We start from the raw sequence: 21,295 nt of genomic DNA, 5'->3' as shown, positions 1-21,295 counted from the left end.
CCTAGTTCGCGAGGTCGTCGACCGTCGCCGCTTCGTTCCGGGACAAGTTGATGCCCAGGTTCGCTGCGGCCCGCTCCAGGTCCTCGTCGTCGCCGTCGGCCATCGCGATGGCCGCGCCGTCCGAGGACAGCACCTCCACGTTGAGGCAGAGCGACTGGAGCTCCTTCAGGAGCACCTTGAACGACTCGGGGATGCCCGGCTCGGGGATGTTCTCGCCCTTGACGATGGCCTCGTACACCTTGACTCGACCCACCACGTCGTCCGACTTGATGGTGAGCAGCTCCTGCAGCGTGTATGCCGCGCCGTAGGCCTGCATCGCCCAGCACTCCATCTCACCGAAGCGCTGGCCACCGAACTGGGCCTTACCGCCGAGCGGCTGCTGGGTGATCATCGAGTACGGACCGGTCGAACGAGCGTGGATCTTGTCGTCGACCAGGTGGTGCAGCTTGATGATGTACATGTAGCCGACCGAGACCGGGTACGGGAACGGCTCGCCGGAACGGCCGTCGAACAACGTGGCCTTTCCGTCGGACGCGACCATGACCTCGCCGTCGCGGTTCGGCAGCGTCGAACCGAGGAGACCGGTGAGCTCGTCTTCCTTGGCGCCGTCGAACACCGGGGTAGCGATGTTGGAGTCGGCAGGTGCAGACAGCATCTCCTCCGGCAGCTGCTCCGCCCAATCGGGACGGGAGCCGTCGCCGGCGATCTGAACGTTCCAGCCGGTCTTGCCGATCCACCCGAGGTGGGTCTCCAAGATCTGACCGATGTTCATACGACGCGGAACACCGTGGGTGTTCAGAATGATGTCGACCGGAGTGCCGTCGGGCAGGAACGGCATGTCCTCCTGCGGGAGGATCTTGCCGATGACGCCCTTGTTGCCGTGGCGGCCGGCGAGCTTGTCGCCGTCCTGGATCTTGCGCTTCTGTGCCACGTAGACGCGGACCAGCTCGTTGACACCGGGGGGCAGATCGTCGTCGTCGTCGCGCGAGAACACGCGAATGCCGATGACCTTGCCGGTCTCACCGTGGGGAACCTTCAGCGACGTGTCGCGAACCTCGCGAGCCTTCTCACCGAAGATGGCGCGCAGCAGGCGCTCCTCGGGGGTCAGCTCGGTCTCGCCCTTCGGCGTGACCTTTCCGACCAGCACGTCACCGTCACGAACCTCGGCACCGATACGGATGATGCCGCGCTCGTCGAGGTCGGCGAGGACCTCGTCGGAGACGTTCGGGATGTCGCGAGTGATCTCCTCGGCACCGAGCTTGGTGTCGCGGGCATCGATCTCGTGCTCCTCGATGTGGATCGAGGTCAGGACGTCTTCTTCCACGAGGCGCTGCGACAGAATGATCGCGTCCTCGTAGTTGTGGCCTTCCCACGGCATGATCGCGACGAGCAGGTTCTTGCCGAGCGCCATCTCACCGTTCTCGGTGCAGGGGCCGTCGGCGAGGACCTGTCCGAACTCGACACGCTGTCCCTCGTCCACGATCGGACGCTGGTTGGCGCAGGTGCCCTGGTTCGAACGCGCGAACTTGCGCATCCGGTAGGTCTTGCGGCTTCCGTCGTCGGCCATGACCGTGACGTAGTCGGCGGAGACCTCTTCCACGACACCGGTCTTCTCGGTGACGATGACGTCGCCCGCGTCGACGGCGGCACGCAGTTCCATGCCGGTACCGACCAGCGGAGCCTCGCTGCGAACGAGGGGCACCGCCTGACGCTGCATGTTCGCACCCATCAGGGCACGGTTGGCGTCGTCGTGCTCGAGGAACGGAATCATCGCGGTCGCGACGGACACCATCTGTCGCGGCGAGACGTCCATGTAGTCGATCTCGGCGGACGAGACGAACTCGACCTCGCCACCCTTACGACGGACCAGAATGCGATCGTCCGTGAAGTGACCGTTGGCGTCGAGGGCCGAGTTGGCCTGGGCGACGACGTGGCGGTCCTCTTCGTCCGCGGTCAGGTAGTCGACCTGGTCGGTGACCTGGCCGTTCTCGACCTTGCGGTACGGCGTCTCGATGAAGCCGAACGGGTTGACCCGTGCGTACACCGACAGCGAACCGATCAGACCGATGTTCGGACCCTCAGGGGTCTCGATCGGGCACATGCGGCCGTAGTGCGACGGGTGAACGTCTCGCACCTCGAGGCCGGCGCGTTCACGGGACAGACCACCGGGGCCGAGGGCGGACAGACGACGCTTGTGCGTCAGCCCCGACAGCGGGTTGTTCTGGTCCATGAACTGCGACAGCTGGGAGGTTCCGAAGAACTCCTTGATCGCAGCCACGACGGGCCGGATGTTGATCAGCGTCTGCGGCGTGATCGCCTCGACGTCCTGGGTGGTCATGCGCTCACGAACCACTCGCTCCATGCGGGACAGGCCCACGCGGATCTGGTTCTGGATGAGCTCACCGACCGTGCGCAGACGACGGTTACCGAAGTGGTCGATGTCGTCGACCTCGACGGGCACCGCACTGCCGCCGGGGGCGGTCATCTCGGTGTCACCGGCGTGCAGGCGCACCAGGTACTCGATGGTGGCGACGATGTCTTCCTCGGTGAGGGTCGACGCGACGATCGGCTGTCCGAGGTTCAGGCCCAGCTTCTTGTTGATCTTGTAGCGACCCACGCGAGCCAAGTCGTAGCGCTTGTCCTTGAAGAACAGGTTCTCCAGGAGCGTCTGCGCGCTCTCCTTGGTCGGCGGCTCGCCCGGACGCAGCTTGCGGTAGATGTCGAGCAGCGCCTCGTCGGTGCCGGCGGTGTTGTCCTTCTCGAGCGTCGCCATGAGGATCTCCGAGAAGCCGAAGCGCTCGGTGATCTGCTCGGTGGTCCAGCCGAGGGCCTTCAGCAGCACGGTGACGGGCTGGCGGCGCTTGCGGTCGATGCGGACGCCGACCGTGTCACGCTTGTCCACGTCGAACTCGAGCCATGCACCACGGCCCGGGATGACCTTGACGCTGTGCAGGTCCTTTTCGGTGCCCTTGTCGACGGAGTGGTCGAAGTAGACGCCGGGGGAACGCACCAGCTGCGAGACCACGACACGCTCGGTGCCGTTGATGATGAACGTGCCCTTGTCGGTCATCATCGGGAAGTCGCCCATGAAGACCGTCTGGCTCTTGATCTCACCGGTGTTGTTGTTGATGAACTCCGCGGTCACGAACAACGGCGCCGCGTAGGTCATGTCTTTGTCTTTGCACTCGTCCGTCGAGGCCTTCACCTCGTCGAAACGCGGGTCCGAGAAGGACAGAGACATCGAGCCCGAGAAATCCTCGATCGGAGAAAGCTCCGCGAGAATGTCCTCGAGACCTCCGGAGATTGCGCTGTCGCCACGAGCGGCGGCGCGTTCGCGCCAGCTCTGCGCACCGATCAACCACTCGAACGAATCGGTTTGTACATCAAGAAGCCCGGGAACTTCGAGGGGTTCGCGAATCTTTGCGAACGAAACCCTCTTCGGGGCTCCGGGGATTCCGGAAACTGCCTTGGTCTGGCTAGAGACTGCCAAGATGCGTCCTTCCAGCACCTCACGCGGGCCGCTCTTGCTGTTGCGACCGCCGCTGTATCTGCTTCGAATTTCGCTGGTCACAACCCGAACGAAACTCGTCACAGTTGCTGAAGAGTGAATCACTTCGCAGCGGTGCGGACGAGGGGTGGACAGGAGGCAGCCAGCGCAACGTCCAAAAGTACACCCAAACTCAGTAGATGTCGAGTCGGGCACCCGAAACAGCACCCAGCCGGGCGCTTGGCCACGCGTCACTGCGCATGTTCACGCATCAGAGTGACGCGTGATCATCGCGGCGTCAAGAGTTAGGGGGCGTGTCGCGTCGTTTCGCGAGGCCCGGGACAGTTCACGCCGCCCCTTCCCAGCCGCTGACGGGCGGTGAACAATATGCGCACGCGATCGCCGTCGATTTCTCGAGGGAAGCAGAGCCGTGACGCGCTGGAGTTCGTTCGTCGTCGCCCGTCCGAAGCTGGTCCTCGCCGCCACGGTGCTGCTGGTGCTGCTCGGTGGGGCGTGGGGATCGGGCGTGTTCGACCGCCTGAGCCTCGGCGGGTACACCGATCCGGGCAGCGAATCCGCGGCCGTCGAGCGCCTGATCGAGGGGACGTTCGGACGGCAGACCCCCGATCTGGCGGTCACCTACCACGCACGTCCGGGTGCGACGATCGAGGATCTCGGTCCCGAGGTGGCCGCCCACCTCGCGCAGATCGACCCCGGAATGCTCGCCAACACTCCCCTGTCGTACTGGTCGGCGCCGCCGCAGGCGAAGGAGTTCCTGCGGTCCACCGACGGCACCGAGGGACTGGTGGTGCTGTCGCTGAGCGGCGACGAGAACACGCGTATCGCGGCGTACCACGTTCTCGAACCCCTGCTGGTCATCGACGGCGCTGACGCGGAGTTCAGCGGCTTCAGCGCGGCAGCCAACGCCTTCAACGAGGTGTCCGAAAGTGATCTGCTGCGAGCCGAGGCGGTGTCATTCCCGCTTCTGCTGCTCCTTCTGCTCGTCATCTTCGGCGGCCTCGTCGGCGCAGCCGTCCCGCTGTGCGTCGGCGGTCTCGCGATCCTCGGCGCCCTCGGCGCCCTGCGCGTGATCTCGTACTTCACCGAGGTCAGCGCATTCTCTGTGAACATCGCGAGCCTCGTCGGGCTCGGCATGTCCATCGATTACGGATTGTTCGTCGTGACCCGGTTCCGCGAGGAGCTGCGGTCCGGCTCCCGCACCGACGACGCCGTCCGCCGGACGCTCGCCACGGCCGGCCGGACCGTGGGGTTCTCCGCCCTCCTCCTCGTGTGCGGTTTCGTGGGCATGCTCGTGTTTCCCCAGGCCATCGTCCGGTCGTTCGCCTACGGCGGGATGGCAGCCATCGGGATCGCCGCCGTGCTGTCGCTGTCGGCGCTGCCCGCGGCACTCGCTCTGCTCGGGCCACGCATCAACTCGCTGACGTGGCGACCGGGAGTGGTCGAACGCGGCGAAGACCGGGCGCACCGGTTCTGGGGCGGCGTCGCCGCCCGCGTCATGCGGCGGCCCGTCCCGATCGCGACGGCCATCGTCGCGGGGTTGCTCGTGCTCGCCGCGCCCCTCACAGGCGCATCACTGGGTGATCTCGACCACACCGGACTGCCCGCGGCTCACCCGCTCCGGCTCGCCGTCCAGGATCTCGCCACCGACTTTCCACTCGCCAACAACGGGGCGACGCTGGTTCTGCAGGGCAGCGACGGCAAGGCCCCGCCGCCGGCCGCCACGGCGGAGTTCTTCCGGGCGACGGCCGCGGTCGACGGCGTCCAGCGGGTGGTCCCGGTCGGCGCCACCGACACGTTCGTCGCCATCCGGGCCATCTTCGGCGACGCCGACCGCACGACGGGGGCCATGGCGACGGCCGCCGCACTGCGCGACCTCCCGCCCCCGGAAGGCACCGAGAAGATGCTGGGCGGGCTGAACGCCCTCACCGCCGACGGACTGGACGCGATGGCCGCGGGACTGCCGTGGATGATCGGGATCATGGTGGGCGTCACCTTCGTGCTGATGCTGCTGGCGTTCCGTTCCGTGGTGCTGCCCCTGAAGGCGATCGCGATGGCCACTCTGAGCCTCGCCGCCTCGTTCGGCGTGCTCACGTGGATCTTCGAGGATGGTCACGGGGCCGAATTTCTCGGCGTGACGCCGGGACCGCTGCCCGCGACGATGGTCGTGCTCATCATCGCGGTGGTGTTCGGGCTCTCCACCGACTACGAGATCTTCCTGATGTCACGGATGGTCGAGGCCCACGACAACGGTGCGTCGACCGAGGAGGCCGTGCGGATCGGCACCGCACATACGGGGCGCATCGTGACTGCGGCCGCCGCGTTGCTGATCGTCGTCACCGGCGCGTTCACGCTCTCGGAACTGACGATGATGCGATTCATCGGGCTCGGCATGATCGTCGCGCTGCTCATCGACGCCACCGTCATCCGCATGATGCTGGTGCCCGCCCTGGTGAAGCTGATGGGTGAGGCCAACTGGTGGGCGCCGGGATTCCTGGCACGGAAAACACCTACCCCCGGTTCACCAGAGCATCCGAAACCGACACCACAGCAACAGATTCCCATCCAATCGTGAAGACGATCGGATGCGAATCGGTTTACTCTGCCGGAGAGGGCAATTCAGCACTCACCCGTCCGGAGCGCACGGATCCCGTTCCAGCTCAAATCTTTTTGGGCGGCAGGATCAGCCCTCGCTGTCGGAGATGTCGGACAGCACCCACTTGCCGTCGATCTTCTCCATCTTGATCGACAGCGGGGTCGCAGCACTGCCCTGAGCCACGGCGTCACCGGTGGCGCTGACGTTCATGTGCGCGAGCAGTTCGGCCCGGTCGCCGTCGAGCATCGTGACCCCGATGTCGGTGACGGAGGCCTGGGTGGCCGTCTTGGTCTGAATGGCGGCCTCTTTGGTGGTGCCGGCGGTCGAGTCGAATTCGTCACGCTTGGCGTCGTTGAGGTAGCCGCGCGCCTTCTCGAAGTCCTGATCGATGCTCTCATAGCTGTACGTGTACAGCGTCTCGATCGCCTCCGTTCCCGCCTTGGTCACCTCGGCGGTACCGCCTTCGTCGACCCAGGCGGTGTTCGTGATGTCTGCGCCGGGCTTGAAAGCCGCGACCACCGCGAAGACCCCGAGCACCACCGCCACGGCTCCGAGGATCCCGACGAGCTTCCAGGTGATCCGACTGGACCCGTTGCCGGTGGCCGCGGTCTCGGCGGCGGTGGGGGCCTGCTGCTTGCTGATGCGCGGTTGAAGGTTGGCAACCTTCGCCTTTCCCGCGGACGCGGCCTTCGCCGTCGACACCGGCTTGGCCAACGACACAGTCGTGTCCGTGCCGGAGGTCTTCGCCGTCTCGGTTTCGGCCTTCGCCACCGGTTCCGTCTTCTTCGCCGGTTCCGGCTTCGTCACCGGCTCCGTCTCAGCGACCGGGGTTTCCGGTCGGGGCGGCTTCGGCGTCGACTGACGGGTCCCCGCCACGCGCGGACGCCTGCCCTTTGCAGCGCTGTCCGGCACGTTGTTTCGGCGCTTGGGGGGCATAGTTCACCACTTTCTCATTGCACGACGAGCTGTCGTCGACGTGGACACCGCAGCGACATGCCGCCGCGGCACATCAGGACTACTGACCGCCGCTGTCGCCTTCGGGGGCCTGTTCGGCCGGCGCCTGCTCGGCGGGAGCCGGTTCGGTGGGGGCCGGGGCGGGAGCCGCGCCGTCGGCGGGCACCGGTCCGCTCTCGAGCGGAATACGCCCGCCCACCGGTTCGACCGACGAGGCCTTCCAGACCCCGTCCACGTCCTGGACGTCCATCCGCATCGTCACCTTGGCCTTGTCGAAGCGGTCGGGCCACGTGGTGGTGACTGCCACGACGACCAGTGCCTTCGCGGTGCCGTCGTCGGTGTTCAGTTCCGTGAGTGTGCCCTGGATCAGCTCGGCCTTGCTCGCCGCACCGGATTGACGCATCTGGTCGGTGAACCCGTCCATCGTCGCCTGGAGGTCCTGGTTCATCTTGTCGCCCGTGATCGACGACTTCATGTTCTCGAAGGATCCGTCGAGGTCTTTCGAATCGACCGAGTTGAGGTTTATCGCGGCCTGCTGGGCGCCTGTCAACGCGGAATCGCGTGCGTCGGCGATCGGCTTGTCCACGAAGAGAGCGCGCGCCCACCCGAAGCCAAACCATCCGGCTGCGACAACCGCGATCACCACCAGTGCGGTCACCGCAGCAAACGAGGCCTTCAGAGTTCTGTCCTTCCCCGGAGCCGGTTGTCCCGACTCCGGGGGCGTGGTAATTCGCGTCACACCAATACCCTACTGATTGTTTTCTTCTACTCGCCCTCGGCCGGAACCGAATGCTACTTGGGAGTAACCCCGAGGAGCGGTGCGAGCTGCGTTGCGATGGGATTCAAGTTGAGAGTGTCAGGCATGACCTTCGGCTTGAAATCCCACGGCTGGATCGTGTCCGGATCGGCGAACACGATGCGGTCTGCACTTCGCACACCCGTCACGCTTCCCTGGGGAGCGTCGCAGTTGGCCTTCGTGTTGTACGGGAAGTCCTGCTGGGTGTCGTCGAAGTTCGGGTCCTGCCGCTTCATCTCGGCCAGGATCTCCTGTGTCCCTTCGTAACCGAGTGTGCACGACGGCGGATTGTTGGTTTCCAGGACGATGCCCTGATGCACCGTGCCGTCGCCGGGGGCCACGGTCGACGCGGACGCCGCGATGGCAGGCAAGAACATCAGGATCGGCCGCAGCGCGATCGCCTGCGGAGCCAGCTTGTCGCCGACCGCGGCGAGGTTCGTCAGGTCGGTGGTGAGACTCGGACCGATCTGGTTCACCAGCAGACCGACCTCGTCGCTCGCCGGAATTCCCTTGTCGATAATCGCGCGGAGATCGGGGTCGCTGGTCCGCAGCTGCGCCGCAACCGCGTCGAGATCCGAACTGAACTGGACGATCGCGGAGGACTGATCGGACTGCGTCGCCAGCACCGTCTGGCTGTCCCGGATGAGGGCCAGCGTCTGCGGGAGAACGTCGAGTCCGTCCTTCGTCAGCGTCGACAGAGAGTCCGCGAGCGTCTGCAGATCTTCGCCCTTGCCGTTGAATGCCGTTCCCAGCTGGGTGACGACCGTGCGCAGCGAGTCGACCGGAACCGACCGGACCAGACCGTCGGTGGCCATCAGCACCTGCTCGACCGGAACAGGTGTCGACGTGTCGGCCTCGGTGATCACCGAGCCCTGTTCGAGGAACGGCCCCTGGTCGCTGTCGGGCTGAAGGTCGACGTACTGCTCACCGATCGCGGATCGGTTGGCGACGACGGCCTTGGCCGACGCCGGGATGTCGGGCCCACCCGAGGAGATCTTCAACTCGACGTTGATTCCGTCCGCGGTCAGGGACAAGTCGCCGACACGGCCGACGGGAACTCCGCGGTACGTGACCTCGGCGTTGGTGAAGATGCCGCCGGAGTCCTTGAACTGCGCGTTCACGTCGTACTCACCGAACCCGAGAAGATTGTCGAGGCGGACGTACTTGGCGCCGACGTAAACGAGCCCGAGCATCGCCACGATGGCGAACGCGACGAGCTGGATCCTGACCAGTCGTGACCTCACTGTCCACCCCCTATTCCGAACTGCTCCAGCAGTCCCCCGAGCGGGTTCTGCGGCGGCGGCGCTGCACCGTCCGTCGTGCCGTTCCCTGCGCCACCGTTGCCTGCCGCAGGCGCGGTGCCGGGGAGACCCGGGATCCGCAGGCCCGTCGGGGCGGGGATGATCGGCGGAATCGGCAGCAGCGACACCGTCGGCCATCCCGGCTTGGGCCCGTTGCCGTTGTAGTACGGGTTCGAGGGATCGACGATCGGCTTGGGCTCACCGAACTTCGGCGGCACGTACACCGGGTCGCCCTGACCGACGCCGAGTGCGCTGAGCGCATCGCCGATCTGCAGGTCGACCGTGAGGAACAGGTTGACCGATCCGCCGAGCGCGATCTTCTCGACACCGTCCGGGAACGGGACGGTCGGGATGAACGCGAGCGAGTTGGGCAGGTCGTCGCCGGACTCGGCGAGCGCCTTCAGCGTCGGCCGCAGCGCGAGGAGGTCCGCGATCAGATCGTTCTTCGACCGGTTGATCACGTCCGTGCCGACGGTGCCGAGCCGGTCCAGTTGCGTGAGCATCTGGGTGAGCTGCGGTCGCTGCTCGTTGAGCACTTCGGCGGCGATCGGGAGCTGGTCGAGGATCAGCCCGATCTTCTCGTTCTGTTCGTTCACCCGCGTGGTCAGGGTGTCGAGCCCGTCCAGGGCGCGGGTGATGTCGTCGCGCTGCTGGTTGAGACCGTCGATGAGCGTGTTCGCCTGCTCGAGAAGTCCCCGGACACGATCCTCACGCCCGTCGAGTGCGGTGGTCAGTTCGTGCACGATCGGCTGCAACTGGCCGACGCCGCCGCCATTGAGCAGCAGCGACAGCGCGCCGAGTACCTGCTCGATCTCCGTGGCGTGCCGGGTGCGATCGAGCGAGATCGTGTCGCCGTCCTCGAGCCGCGCGGGATCCTTGTCTTCCGGCGGTTCGGACAGCTGGACGAACTTCTCGCCGAGCAGGTTGGTCTGCTCGATGGCGGCGACCGCGTTGGCCGCGAGATCGACGGACGAGTCGAGGACGACCTCCACATCGGCTGTCCAGCCGTCCGGGGCCACCTTGATCGTTTCGACCCGGCCGACCGGAACACCGTCGACCTTGACAGCGGACTGCGGGACGAGGTCGAGGACGTCGTCGAACTGGATCGTCAGGTGCATCGGGTGGTCACCGACATCCGGGCCGCCCGGCAGCGGAACTCCGTAGATTCCCTCCGACGAGCAGGACGTCACTGCGATGGCGACGGCGCACGCACCGGCGCCGAGGATTACCGACCGCTTCATTCGCCCTCACCACCCGTTGCGCCTTCGAATCGCGGCGACACGACACCCGGCACCGTGCCGGGTGTGACCGTCCGCTGAATGTTGTCCGCACTCATGATCCCGAACGGAAGCACGAGCGACGGCGTCTTCGCCGATTGCGTGATCTGCGACGTGATGTTGGCGCAGTTGTCGATCAGCGGCTGCATCTGACGCCCGAGTTGCTCGAAGCGCGGATCGCCGGGTACCAGCTTGCCGAGGTCGATCAACTTGCACGCGACGCCGGCCGGGTCCTGCAGATCCGGGAACGCCAGGCGCGAGGCCAGGTTGCCGGACTCCGCGTCGTAGGAGTTGGCCAGGTTGCTGATCGCCAGCGGAAGCAGGGTCAGCGAATTGACCAGCGACTCGCGGTTGTCCGCGAGGGTCTGCGTCACCGGAACCAGATCGTCCACGTTCTCGGCGAGGATCTCCCGGTTGTCGGCCACGAACTTCGAGACGTCACCCAGGGCGATCGCCAGCTGGTTCAGGGCGGCACCGAGGTTCTCCCGCTCCCCCGCAAGGAATCCGGACAGGTCGGACAGCTGGGAGTTGAAGTCGCGGACCTGCTGATCGTTGGCCGCCAGCGCACCCACGAACACCTGGAGGTTCTTGACGGTGTCGAACAGATCGCCGCGGCTCTCGTTGAGCGTGCGGGCGGCGTCGGACAGCTGATTGATGCTCTGCCCCAGCGCCTCTCCGTTGCCGTCGAGGTTGGCCGCGCCGGTCTCGACGAACTGTGACAGCGCGCCTTCCTTGTTCGCCCCGTCCGGGCCGAGAGCGGTGGACAGCTTCTCGATGCTCGCGTAGAGCTCGTCCACCTCGACGGGGGTGGCAGTGCGGTCACGCGAGATGACGGCGCCGCTCTGCATCGTGTCGCCGCCCGTGTAGGCAGGCGCGAGCTGGATGTAGCGGTCGGACACCACGGACGGCGTGACCTGGGCTGCCTTGGCGTCGGCGGGGATGTCGACGCCACGGTCGACGCGCAGGTCGACCTTCACCTGGTCGCCCTGCGGTTCGACACCGTCGACGGATCCGACCTTCACACCGAGGATCCGCACGTCGGAACCCTCGTAGATACCCACCGACTTGTCGAAGTACGCGGTGATCTGCGTGGTGCCTGCGCGGGTGAACAACCACCACAGGGCCCCGGCGATCACCAGCGCGACGATGACGATTCCTGCGATGAGGGCGACCCCGCCGCGTCCGCCGCGCTCGGCTCCGTTCTCGACGTCTGCCATCAGTTACCCCCCAACGTGCGGACGGGATCGCGCGGACCGGGAATGTCGGGCAGACCCGGCGGCAGGAGGTTCACCACGACCTGGTCGAACCAGCGACCGTTACCGACCACGTTCGTGTACAGGCGGACGAACGGCTCGTACAGTTTCATCGCCTTGTCCAGGTTCTCGTTATTGGCCTTGAGGATCTCGACGACACCGTCGAGCTGTTCGAGCGCGGGACCGATGGCGGCCTCGTTGTCGCGCACGAGCCCGGTCAGCTGCTGCGACAGCCGCTGAGTTCCGGTGAGCAGCTGGGAAATCGACTGCTGACGGCTGTTGAGCTCACCGAGCAGCAGACCGGCGTCGCTGATCAACCGGTTGAATTCGGCATTGCGGTCGGCGAGGACCTTGGTGGTCTTGCCGGTCGCGTCGAACAGTTTCTGCAGTTCCTGATCGCGGCTGGCGATGGTCTGCGACAGCCTGCTCACACCGTCCAGGGAGGCTCGGATCTCCGTGGGAGTTCCCTCGAACGCCTGCGACAGCGTCACCATGCTCTGTGCGAGCTGATCGGCGTCGATGTCACCCACCGTCTGTGCGGCGGCCGAGAACGCCTCGATCACGTCGTACGGAGACGTGGTGCGGTCCAACGGGATCACGTCGCTCGGATTCAACGTGTCCGAGCCACGGGGGTCGAGGGCCAGATACTTCTGACCCAGGATCGTCTTGATCTGGATGGACGCCGACGTCTCGTTGCCGACCCACGCATCCGACACCTTGAAGGCGACGTCCACATGGTCGCCGTCGAGTTCGACGGACGTGACCTTGCCGACCTTGACGCCGGCGATCCGGACCTCGTTGGAGGGCTTGAGCCCTGCCGCCTCGGTGAATTCGGCGTGATAGGTCGATCCGGCGCCGATGAACGGCAGCGAATCGAGGAAGAAAGCCGACAGGGTGGCCAACAGCACCACGAGAATGCCGAGGGCACCAGCCACTGCCGGGCTGCGACGTCTGCTCATCGTGTCTGCAACTCCTGTAGGCCGTCCTGCGTGCACCGTTTCGCCGAGTTCGTATAGAGCGGCTGGTTGACGGTGGGCAAGCCCGTGGGCAGGTTCAGTTGGGGCGCGGTACCTGGTCCTGCGACGATGTCGACTCCACAGAGGTAGAACTGGAACCAGGATCCGTAACTGGCTGCCCGGCCGAGCTTCTCGAGCTTCACCGGAAGCGTCTGGAGAACGCTGTTGACCGTGTCGGAGTTACGGTTCAACGTCGTCGCCAGCGTGTTCAGCGACGTGATGGATTCCTGGATGGACGGTCGGGTGGGTTCGAGCAGGTCGGCGGTCGCGTCGGTGAGTCCCGCGAGGGACGTCACCGCAGAACCGACAGTTCCCCGCTCGTTCGCCAGGCCCGTGACGAGTTGCTGGGTGTTGACGATCAGCGAATCGAGTTGATCGTCACGCTGATTCACCGTGGCCAGCACGTCGTTGAGGTTGTTGATCACCGCACCGATCACCCGATCCTTGTCGGCGACCGTGTTGGTGAGGCTTGCCGTGTTCTTGACGAGTTCCGTGATGGTTCCCGACTCACCCTGGAACACCTGGATGATCTGGTACGACAACTTGTTCACGTCGTCGGCGCTGAGGGTCTGGAACAGCGGACGGAACCCGTCGAACAGCGTGGTGAGGTTGACGGCAGGCTTCGTCCGCTCCATCGGAATGGTGTCGCCGCCGCTCATCTTCATTCCCTGCTGCCCCTCGCCCTGTTCGAGCGCGATGTAGCGCTGCCCCACGAGGTTCCGGAAGCGGATGGTCGCGGTGGTGCTGGCGGGCAGCCAGTCCCGTTCCGACACCGTGAACTGGACCTCTGCCTCGCGGTCGTCGTGGATCGCGATCTTCTCGACCTGGCCCACGCGCACACCGGCGATGCGGACCTCGTCGCCCTCGTTGAGCGAGGTGACGTCCGAGAAGATCGCGTTGAACTTGGTGCCACCGCCGCCACCGAGGTTGGCGATGGTGGCGGCCAGCAGACCGGTCGCGAGGATGGTGACCACGGCGAACACGATCAGCTTGACCAATGGTGCGGCCAGGCCCCTCACTTGAAGCTCACCTCAGTCCCCCTCATGGTCGGCGCGCCGACGAGTGTCGTCCAACTCGGCACGTCCTCCGGCGCCATGCCCCCGGCCTCGCCGTAGACGACGTCCAACGTGTCCTGCTCCATCTTCGAACCCGCGTAACTCGCGGGTGTGACCTCGGCTCCGTAGCCCGGGACCTGATCGGGGACGCCGGCGGGCGCCGGGAGGAAGTCGATGGTCGACGGGCCGGGATTCCGCGAGGGCACCTGGTAGGCACCGTCGTTGTAGGACGACCCGCCCGGGTACTGCGGGAACTTTCCACCCGGAGCGGTGACGTTGTCATAGCAAGCCGGTCCGCGGTTGTCGAGCAGCCGCGGCTCATCCTGGTTGGGCACGTAGCGACCCTTCGGATTGACGAACTGCACGCTGGCACGCACGCCCGGGTACGGATCGTCCGGTGCCAGCAGTTCACGGGCGACGGGAGCGGACTTGGCGAAGCCCGCGAACGTGCAGCCGAAGCTCGGCGAGTAACGGCCGAGGATCTGCAGTGCCTCACGCGAATCGGCGGCGATACTGACGATCGATTCGGCGTTGGTCTGCAGGAGATCCGCGGTGCTGGACGCGGTTCCGGTCAGCGACGCAAGCAACGTGGAGATCTCGCCCTGCTTCTCCACCACGGTATTTCCGGTGGTACGCAGGTTGTCGAGGGCGTTGACCAGGTCGGGTGCCGCCTCGGAGTACGTCTGCGAGAAATCTGCCAGACCGCGCAGATCCTCCTGGATGGCAGGAAGTTCAGTGTTCAGCCCGCCGAAGATCTCCTCGAGACGGTCGAGCGTCAGGCCGAGTTCGGCGCCGCGGCCGCTCAGTCCCTGGGACAGCGCGCCGAGCGTATTCGCCAGGTCCTGCGGCGGAATCGCCTGCAGCAGCGGCAGCAGACCGTCGAGAACCTCGCCGACCTCGACGGCGTTGCCGCTCTTGTCCTGACGCAGCGTGTCGCCGGCCTGGATCGGCGGAGCGGTGTCGCCCTCGGGAACGATCAGCGACACATAGCGCTCACCGAACAGCGTCTTGGGCAGCAACCGCGCCGTCGTGTTGGACGGAATCAGCTGCGCCTTGTCGGGCTGGATCGCGAGAGCCAGGGTGACCTCGCCCTCCTGGGAGGATGCCGAGCGCACCTCGCCGACGATGAGGCCACGGACCTTCACGTCAGCGTTGGGCGGCAGGGCATTTCCGGCGGTATCGGTGAGGAGGTCGATCTTGACGACCTTGGTGAACGTCTTGTTGAACATGCCGATGGTGAAGACCAGGAACAACGCGAGGACAAGGAAGAACACCAGCCCCAGCACCCGTCGACCCACAACAGATGTCGTGTTGCTCATCCGGCCACCCTCACTGTGGTCGTCGTGCCCCAGATGGCGAGGCTCAGGAAGAAGTCGAGAACGGCGATGGTGACGATCGCGGTGCGGACCGCCCGACCCACGGCCACACCGACACCGGCGGGACCACCGGAGGCGTGATAGCCGTAGTAGCAATGGATCAGGATCAGCACGAACGCGAAGATCAGCACTTTCGCGAACGAATAGAGGACGTCCTGCGGTGGCAGGAACAAATTGAAGTAGTGGTCGTACGAGCCGGTCGACTGGCCGTTGAACACGGTACTGATGATGCGGGACGCGAGGTAGGCCGCGAGCAGACCGACGATGTACAGCGGGATGACAGCGACGAATCCCGCGATCATGCGGGTGGTGACGAGGAACGGCACACTCGGCACCGCCATGACCTCCAGCGCGTCGATCTCCTCCGAGATCCGCATGGCGCCGAGCTGCGCGGTGAAACCACAACCGACGGTGGCCGAGAGCGCGAGTGCCGCAACGATCGGCGCGATCTCACGGGTGTTGACGTAGGCCGACAGGAAGCCGGTGAGCACCGAGCTGCCCAGCTGTTCGAGCGCGGCGAATCCCTGCAGTCCGACGACGACGCCGGTGAAGCCGGACATCATCGCGATGACGCCGATGGTGCCGCCGATGACGGCGAGCGCGCCGCTGCCGAACGTGACCTCGGCGAGCAGCCGGAGCACTTCCTTGCGGTAGTGCACGAGAGTGTGGGGCGACCAGGCGATTGCCCTGGCGTAGAACGACATCTGCTCGCCGGCCCGGTCGAGCACGTTGAGCGGCGCACGACCGACTCGGCGTGCCGCCATCAGAGTCCGGTCACCACGTCCCTTGGCGATTGTCATGGGGTCACGATCCCTTCGCCGGAACGATCTGGAGGTACACCATGGTCAGGATCAGGTTCGCGAAGAACAGCAGCAGGAACGTGATCACCACCGACTGGTTCACCGCGTCACCGACGCCCTTGGGTCCACCCTTCGGATGGAGCCCCTTGTACGCGGCGATGACACCGGCGATGACACCGAAGACGGCCGCCTTGAGCTCGCCGACCCAGATGTCGGGAAGCTGGGCGAAGGCCGAGAACGATGCCAGGTACGCACCGGGATTACCCCCTTGGAGGATGACGTTGAAGAAGTACCCGCCGGCGATACCGACCACGGACACGAGGCCGTTCAGCAGGATCGCGACGAGAACCATGGCAAGCACCCGAGGCACGACGAGACGCTGAATCGGGTTGATACCGAGAACTTCCATGGCGTCGATCTCTTCGCGGATCGTCCGCGCACCGAGATCCGCCGTGACGGCCGAGCCCGCAGCCCCGGCCACCAGTAGTGCCGTCACCAGCGGGGAACCCTGCTGGATGACGGCGAGCACGCTGGCCGCTCCCGTGAACGACTCTGCACCGAGCTGCTTGATGAGCGATCCGGTCTGCAGTGACACCACTGCGCCGAACGGAATCGCGACCATCGCCGTCGGCAGGATCGTGACGCTGGCGATGAACCAGGCCTGTTCGATGAACTCGCGGAACTGGAACGGCCGCTTGAACGTGTTTCGTGCAACGTCGACAAAGAGCTCGACGATGTTTCCGGCCTGTGTCAGCGCACCGTTGACCGGCCGCAAGACCGAGCTGCGGGTAACCCCCATCCGATATGCCTACCCTTGCCCGTGAGTGGTGTTTTCGTATCCTTCGCCCCGGTATGCGGGGATGACCTGAGTGTCTTCCTGGCTGTATGCGTAGTCGTAGCCGCCGCCGCCGTTTCCGCCGGAAGTCTCGTCGAGGCTTTCCTGGATGGCGATCTGGGCATTCTCCGGCAGGGTGTGCATGATGTGCCGGACACGTTCCTGCCGGCGGGCGACAGCCTGCCGGAACGGCATCCCCGGCGTCGCCTTCATCTGCGGGACGATGCCCTCGACGTCGTCGACACCACCGGCATGGTGACCGGCATCGACCATCGCCTGCTCCTGCGCCATGGTGGCCTCGTCCTTCTCCTCGGACATGCCGATCGGACCGATCATGGTGCCGTTGAGGAACTGCTTGACCACCGGCTCCTCGCTGGTGAGCAGCACCTCCCGCGGACCGAACATCACCAGATGACGGCGGAACAGCATGCCGATGTTGTCCGGCACCGTCCGCGCGAGATTGATGTTGTGCGAGACGATCAGGATCGTCGCGTCGATCTCGGCGTTGATGTCGATCAACGTCTGGGAGATGTAGGTGGTACGCACCGGGTCCAGGCCGGAGTCCGGCTCGTCGACGAGGATGATCTGCGGGTCCAGCACCAGGGCGCGGGCCAGGCCCGCACGCTTGCGCATACCACCGGAGATCTCACCGGGCAGCTTGTCCTCGGCCCCGAGCAGGCCGACGAGCTCCATCTTCTCCATGACGATCTTGCGGACTTCGGATTCGGACTTCTTGGTGTGCTCGCGCAGCGGGAACGCCACGTTGTCGAACAGGTTCATCGAGCCGAACAGGGCGCCGTCCTGGAACAGCACACCGAACAGCTTGCGGATCTCGTAGAGCTCCTTGCTGGAGCACTCGAGAATGTTGGTGCCGTCGATCACGATCGAGCCCTGCTCCGGGCGGAGCAAACCGATCAGCGACTTCAAAAACACCGACTTACCCGTACCCGACGGCCCGAGCAACGCACTGACCTCACCGGCGGGAAGGGTCAACGTGACGTCCTGCCAGATCCTCTGCGAGCCGAACGACTTGGTCAGTCCCTCGACGGATACCTCGACTCCCACCATTACCTCCGCGACCGTTCGATGCACTCACCCCGTGTGGGTTGGGTCACTCTATCGCATCGACGTGTTACCTGTGACAAGGGATGCTACTCATGAGTAAGGAAGCATGCCAACAGCGGGTCCCACTATGCAAAACAACGCGTCTGAACTGGGATAACGGTAGCGAAATTTCTGGTCGCGCGTCCAGCTTTCGGCCAGGAATCTCGACACTCCGAAGACGTCCGCGGACACAAAAAGAGGGTCACTCCCCACGGATGGGGAGTGACCCTCTTCGTCTGCTCGGTGAGCAGCGCGGGAGAGACCGTCTTACTTGACGGTGATCTTCGCGCCGGCAGCCTCGAGCTTTTCCTTGGCGGCGTCGGCCGCGTCCTTGGCAACCTTCTCCAGGATCGCCTTCGGAGCACCCTCGACGAGGTCCTTGGCTTCCTTCAGGCCGAGGCCGGAAACGACCTCACGGACGACCTTGATGACCTGGATCTTCTTGTCGCCGGCCGACTCGAGGACGACGTCGAACTCGTCCTGCTCCTCAGCAGCCTCGGCAGCAGCCGGCGCTCCGCCTGCAGCGGCAACGGCGACCGGGGCAGCGGCGGTGACCTCGAAGGTCTCCTCGAATGCCTTCACGAACTCCGAGAGCTCGAGGAGGGTGAGCTCCTTGAACTGGTCCAACAACTCTTCGGTGCTGAGCTTCGCCATTGTGGCGGTCCTTCCTGTAAGTCCCATGTCGCTGATCCGCGACCGGGCGGGGTTATAGCAGTGATGCGCGGGTGCGGATCAGCTTTCGGCTGCAGCCTCGGCGGGAGCTTCGGCAGCTCCGCCTTCTGCGGCCTTCTTTTCCTGCAGTGCAGCAGCCAGTCGGGCCACCTGCGAAGCAGGAGCGTTGAACAGGCCTGCGGCCTTTGCCAAGTTGCCCTTCATCGCGCCGGCAAGCTTGGCCAACAGGATCTCGCGGGACTCGAGGTCCGCGATCTTGTTGACCTGGTCCACGGACAGCGCAGCGCCGTCCATGTAGCCGCCCTTGATGATGAGCGCCTTGTTGTCCTTAGCGAAGTTCTTCAGAGCCTTCGCAGCATCGACGGGCTCGCCCTTGATGAATGCAATGGCGGTCGGACCGACGAAAAGGTCATCAAGGCCCTCGACGCCCGCTTCAGCAGCGGCACGCTTGACCAGGGTGTTCTTGGCGACGGAGTAGGTGGCACCTTCTCCGAGAGCGCGTCGCAGTGTCGTGATGTTGCCCACCGTCAGACCACGGTATTCCGTGATCACAGCAGCGGTCGAACCCTTGAACTGCTCGGTGATCTCCGCAACCGCGGAAACCTTCTCAGGCTTTGCCATACTTCGCCTCCTCTCATGACAGTCGTTATCCCACTTCGGAACCGCTGCGCACCGCCGGAATCCCGGAGCACACAATCCACGACATGCAAAACGCCCCGGTGCAGGGCACACGGGGCGTGAAAGGAAACGACACGGTCAGGGCGCGAGCCCACAACCGATACGCATCCCCCTACCTCGTCCTCCTGCGTGGGCCGCCGGACATTCCCGGACTTTCAATCACACCCTTGCGGGAGTGATCACCAACGGTCTTGGGTAGAACATGATTTGGGGTGAAGTTCAAATACTGCATTGAACTCCGCAGGACAGATTACGGCATGGCCTGCATAACCGCCAAATCGCGGCGGGACTCCACCCATCGCAGTGACCGGCATCACTCGGCATGCGGTGTGTGGTCCATCAGACTGAAGCAGCGTCCATTTACCTGTTACGCGACGTTACATATATGAGCTAGATTTTCCTCATGACAATCCTCGAAGCCCGGGCCGTCGTGACCGGATCCCGGACACGACGCTTCCTCGCGCTCGCCGTGATCTGCCTGGCCGAACTGCTGGTCGTGCTCGACAACACCATCGTCAACGTCGCTCTCCCGTCGATCGGTGTCGAACTCCGCACCAGTGTCAGCGGCTTGCAGTGGGTCGTCGACGCCTACACGCTGACGTTCGCAGGCCTGCTCCTGGCGTTCGGCAACCTCGGCGACCGCTACGGTCGTCGACGCGTCATGGTCATCGGTCTGATCGGCGTCGCCGTCATGTCGATCGCCGGCGCCAACGCCGAGAGTCTGGGGGAGGTCATCGCGGCCCGCGCGGCGATGGGTGTCTTCGCGGCCGCAGTCTTCCCCGCGACCCTCGCCCTCGTCATCAACATCTTCACCGACGTGCGGGAACGGGCGCTGGCCATCGCCGCCTGGACCGCGATGGCCGGATTCGCGATCGCCATCGGGCCGATGGCCGGCGGGTGGCTGCTCGAGCATTTCAGCTGGCACTCCGTCTTCTGGATCAACGTGCCGATCGCGGTGGTCGCGGCAGCAGCGACGCTGCTCCTGGTGCCGGAGTCACGCGCCTCCGTCATCGGACGCATGGACCTCGTCGGAATCGCCGCCTCGATCACCGGAATCACCGTCCTCGTGTGGGCCATCATCGAGGCCCCTCACCACGGGTGGACGTCGTTCGTCACCGTCGGCGCCGTCGCCGTCTCGATCGCGGTCCTGGTCGGATTCGTCCGTTGGGAACTGCGCACCGAGCACCCGGTCCTCGACCTGCGGCTGTTCCGCAACCGTAGGTTCTCCCTGCCCGCCCTCGCGATCGCCATCGGGTACTTCTCGATGTTCGGCTTCCTGTTCCTCATCACGCAGTACTTCCAGGGAGTCCGGGAGTACACGCCGTTCGAGTTCGGTGTCGCGTCGCTGCCGTTCGCGGTGTCGGTGGCGGTCGGCGCCCCCGTCGCCACACTTCTGGCCCAGCGGATCGGGACGACCCCGGTCATCGTGTTCGGCCTCCTCCTCACCGGTGTCGGGCTGTACCTCGGCGGTCAGGTGGCCGTCGACAGCAGCTACCTGACGGATGTGCTTCCGTCGATGGTGTCGATGGCGCTCGGCTTGGCCATCGTGCAGGGGCCCGCCACCGAGTCGGTCATGGCATCGCTGCCTCTCGACGAGGCGGGAGCAGGCTCCGCCGTGAACGACACGACGAGGGAAATCGGTGGAACGCTCGGTGTCGCCGTGCTCGGATCGATTGTCGCGTCGTACTACGCGACGACGATGAGTCCGCTGCTCGACCGGATTCCGGCCGCATTGATGAACGACGACGAGAAGGGCTTCGCGCGTGCGACGGTCCTGAGTGTGCTCGAGATCCGGAAACGGGAGATCCCGCCGTTCCTCGAACAGCAGCGTGAGAATCTCATCCTCACCATGAAGACGACGGTGCTGCAGGGGTCGCACACTGCGTCGCTCGTCGCGGCGGGCGCCGTGGTGGTCTGCGCGGTCGTCGTCGCGATCTTCATGCCCTGGGCGCCGGCACGCACCGATTCCGTGATGCTGGCGTGGCGGAAGAAGTCCGAATCGGAAACCGGCGACGAAAACTGACCCCGGAAAAGCAGTTCGGCCGGTACGGAAGATTTCCGTACCGGCCGAACTGTG

16 protein-coding genes are annotated in these 21,295 nt (G+C 65.2%); 2 read left to right on the top strand and 14 right to left on the bottom strand.

Annotated elements, in window-relative coordinates; all coding sequences use genetic code 11:
* Position 1: 1 nt before the first annotated feature.
* Entirely contained in the window at positions 2 to 3,508 is a 3,507-nt protein-coding gene (gene rpoB, locus QM841_RS04540) for a DNA-directed RNA polymerase subunit beta (protein ID WP_011594854.1), read from the bottom strand.
* A 409-nt stretch (positions 3,509 to 3,917) separates the two neighbouring features.
* Between rpoB and QM841_RS04535 the strand changes: the two genes are divergently transcribed.
* Positions 3,918 to 6,080, top strand: coding sequence for an MMPL family transporter (locus QM841_RS04535; RefSeq protein WP_283331062.1), 2,163 nt, complete (start codon positions 3,918 to 3,920; stop codon positions 6,078 to 6,080).
* A gap of 108 nt (positions 6,081 to 6,188) precedes the next feature.
* Here QM841_RS04535 and QM841_RS04530 read toward each other — a convergent pair whose 3' ends face one another.
* The 13 genes from QM841_RS04530 to rplJ all read right to left on the bottom strand — a co-directional run bounded on the left by QM841_RS04530 (position 6,189) and on the right by rplJ (position 19,161).
* Positions 6,189 to 7,037 carry a hypothetical protein gene (locus QM841_RS04530; RefSeq protein ID WP_349307384.1) on the bottom strand — a complete coding sequence of 283 codons (849 nt, stop codon included), beginning with the start codon at positions 7,035 to 7,037 and terminating at the stop codon, positions 6,189 to 6,191.
* A 79-nt stretch (positions 7,038 to 7,116) separates the two neighbouring features.
* The gene (locus tag QM841_RS04525; RefSeq protein WP_007298072.1) at positions 7,117 to 7,713 is read right to left on the bottom strand and encodes a hypothetical protein; all 597 of its coding nucleotides are present in this window, start codon (positions 7,711 to 7,713) and stop codon (positions 7,117 to 7,119) included.
* Between the two features lie 134 nt (positions 7,714 to 7,847).
* The gene (locus QM841_RS04520; protein WP_037233524.1) at positions 7,848 to 9,095 is read right to left on the bottom strand and encodes an MCE family protein; all 1,248 of its coding nucleotides are present in this window, start codon (positions 9,093 to 9,095) and stop codon (positions 7,848 to 7,850) included.
* Positions 9,092 to 10,393 (bottom strand): MCE family protein, encoded by a 1,302-nt coding sequence (locus tag QM841_RS04515; protein ID WP_283331060.1) that lies wholly within the window; start codon positions 10,391 to 10,393, stop codon positions 9,092 to 9,094. The genes QM841_RS04520 and QM841_RS04515 overlap by 4 nt, the downstream gene beginning before the upstream one ends.
* Positions 10,390 to 11,646, bottom strand: a complete 1,257-nt coding sequence (locus QM841_RS04510; protein ID WP_280779927.1) for an MCE family protein — start codon at positions 11,644 to 11,646, stop codon at positions 10,390 to 10,392. Before QM841_RS04510 ends, QM841_RS04515 begins: the two co-directional genes overlap by 4 nt.
* Entirely contained in the window at positions 11,646 to 12,641 is a 996-nt protein-coding gene (locus QM841_RS04505; RefSeq protein WP_283331059.1) for an MCE family protein, read from the bottom strand. Before QM841_RS04505 ends, QM841_RS04510 begins: the two co-directional genes overlap by 1 nt.
* Entirely contained in the window at positions 12,638 to 13,717 is a 1,080-nt protein-coding gene (locus QM841_RS04500; protein WP_164060599.1) for an MCE family protein, read from the bottom strand. The genes QM841_RS04505 and QM841_RS04500 overlap by 4 nt, the downstream gene beginning before the upstream one ends.
* Positions 13,714 to 15,072 carry an MCE family protein gene (locus QM841_RS04495; RefSeq protein ID WP_280779926.1) on the bottom strand — a complete coding sequence of 453 codons (1,359 nt, stop codon included), beginning with the start codon at positions 15,070 to 15,072 and terminating at the stop codon, positions 13,714 to 13,716. The genes QM841_RS04500 and QM841_RS04495 overlap by 4 nt, the downstream gene beginning before the upstream one ends.
* Positions 15,069 to 15,929 (bottom strand): MlaE family ABC transporter permease, encoded by an 861-nt coding sequence (locus QM841_RS04490; RefSeq protein ID WP_025433123.1) that lies wholly within the window; start codon positions 15,927 to 15,929, stop codon positions 15,069 to 15,071. The genes QM841_RS04495 and QM841_RS04490 overlap by 4 nt, the downstream gene beginning before the upstream one ends.
* Positions 15,930 to 15,933: 4 nt before the next feature.
* Positions 15,934 to 16,728, bottom strand: coding sequence for an MlaE family ABC transporter permease (locus QM841_RS04485; RefSeq protein ID WP_005252107.1), 795 nt, complete (start codon positions 16,726 to 16,728; stop codon positions 15,934 to 15,936).
* 9 nt (positions 16,729 to 16,737) lie between these two features.
* The gene (locus QM841_RS04480) at positions 16,738 to 17,832 is read right to left on the bottom strand and encodes an ABC transporter ATP-binding protein (protein ID WP_005571709.1); all 1,095 of its coding nucleotides are present in this window, start codon (positions 17,830 to 17,832) and stop codon (positions 16,738 to 16,740) included.
* Between the two features lie 303 nt (positions 17,833 to 18,135).
* Complete coding sequence (gene rplL / locus QM841_RS04475; protein WP_005252104.1) at positions 18,136 to 18,522, bottom strand: 50S ribosomal protein L7/L12; 387 nt, start codon at positions 18,520 to 18,522, stop codon at positions 18,136 to 18,138.
* Between the two features lie 78 nt (positions 18,523 to 18,600).
* Positions 18,601 to 19,161, bottom strand: coding sequence for a 50S ribosomal protein L10 (gene rplJ / locus QM841_RS04470; RefSeq protein WP_283331058.1), 561 nt, complete (start codon positions 19,159 to 19,161; stop codon positions 18,601 to 18,603).
* 460 nt (positions 19,162 to 19,621) lie between these two features.
* On the opposite strand from rplJ, the gene QM841_RS04465 reads away from it, so the two are divergent.
* Complete coding sequence (locus tag QM841_RS04465) at positions 19,622 to 21,241, top strand: MFS transporter (RefSeq protein WP_283331057.1); 1,620 nt, start codon at positions 19,622 to 19,624, stop codon at positions 21,239 to 21,241.
* The last annotated feature ends 54 nt before the right edge of the window (positions 21,242 to 21,295 follow it).

This window comes from Rhodococcus sp. IEGM 1307 (assembly GCF_030056915.1).
GTDB lineage: Bacteria > Actinomycetota > Actinomycetes > Mycobacteriales > Mycobacteriaceae > Rhodococcus_F > Rhodococcus_F opacus_D.
This window is presented reverse-complemented; position numbering and strand designations above follow the sequence as displayed.

Excerpts from the sequence above, each read along its gene's own strand:
- rplJ (WP_283331058.1), bottom strand. The coding sequence starts at position 19,161 with ATGGCAAAGCCTGAGAAGGTTTCCGCGGTTGCGGAGATCACCGAGCAG.
- QM841_RS04485 (WP_005252107.1), bottom strand. The coding sequence starts at position 16,728 with ATGGGGGTTACCCGCAGCTCGGTCTTGCGGCCGGTCAACGGTGCGCTG.
- QM841_RS04490 (WP_025433123.1), bottom strand. The coding sequence starts at position 15,929 with ATGACAATCGCCAAGGGACGTGGTGACCGGACTCTGATGGCGGCACGC.
- QM841_RS04510 (WP_280779927.1), bottom strand. The coding sequence starts at position 11,646 with ATGGCAGACGTCGAGAACGGAGCCGAGCGCGGCGGACGCGGCGGGGTC.
- QM841_RS04480 (WP_005571709.1), bottom strand. The coding sequence starts at position 17,832 with ATGGTGGGAGTCGAGGTATCCGTCGAGGGACTGACCAAGTCGTTCGGC.
- QM841_RS04505 (WP_283331059.1), bottom strand. The coding sequence starts at position 12,641 with ATGAGCAGACGTCGCAGCCCGGCAGTGGCTGGTGCCCTCGGCATTCTC.
- rplL (WP_005252104.1), bottom strand. The coding sequence starts at position 18,522 with ATGGCGAAGCTCAGCACCGAAGAGTTGTTGGACCAGTTCAAGGAGCTC.
- QM841_RS04530 (WP_349307384.1), bottom strand. The coding sequence starts at position 7,037 with ATGCCCCCCAAGCGCCGAAACAACGTGCCGGACAGCGCTGCAAAGGGC.
- QM841_RS04465 (WP_283331057.1), top strand. The coding sequence starts at position 19,622 with ATGACAATCCTCGAAGCCCGGGCCGTCGTGACCGGATCCCGGACACGA.
- QM841_RS04495 (WP_280779926.1), bottom strand. The coding sequence starts at position 15,072 with ATGAGCAACACGACATCTGTTGTGGGTCGACGGGTGCTGGGGCTGGTG.
- QM841_RS04515 (WP_283331060.1), bottom strand. The coding sequence starts at position 10,393 with ATGAAGCGGTCGGTAATCCTCGGCGCCGGTGCGTGCGCCGTCGCCATC.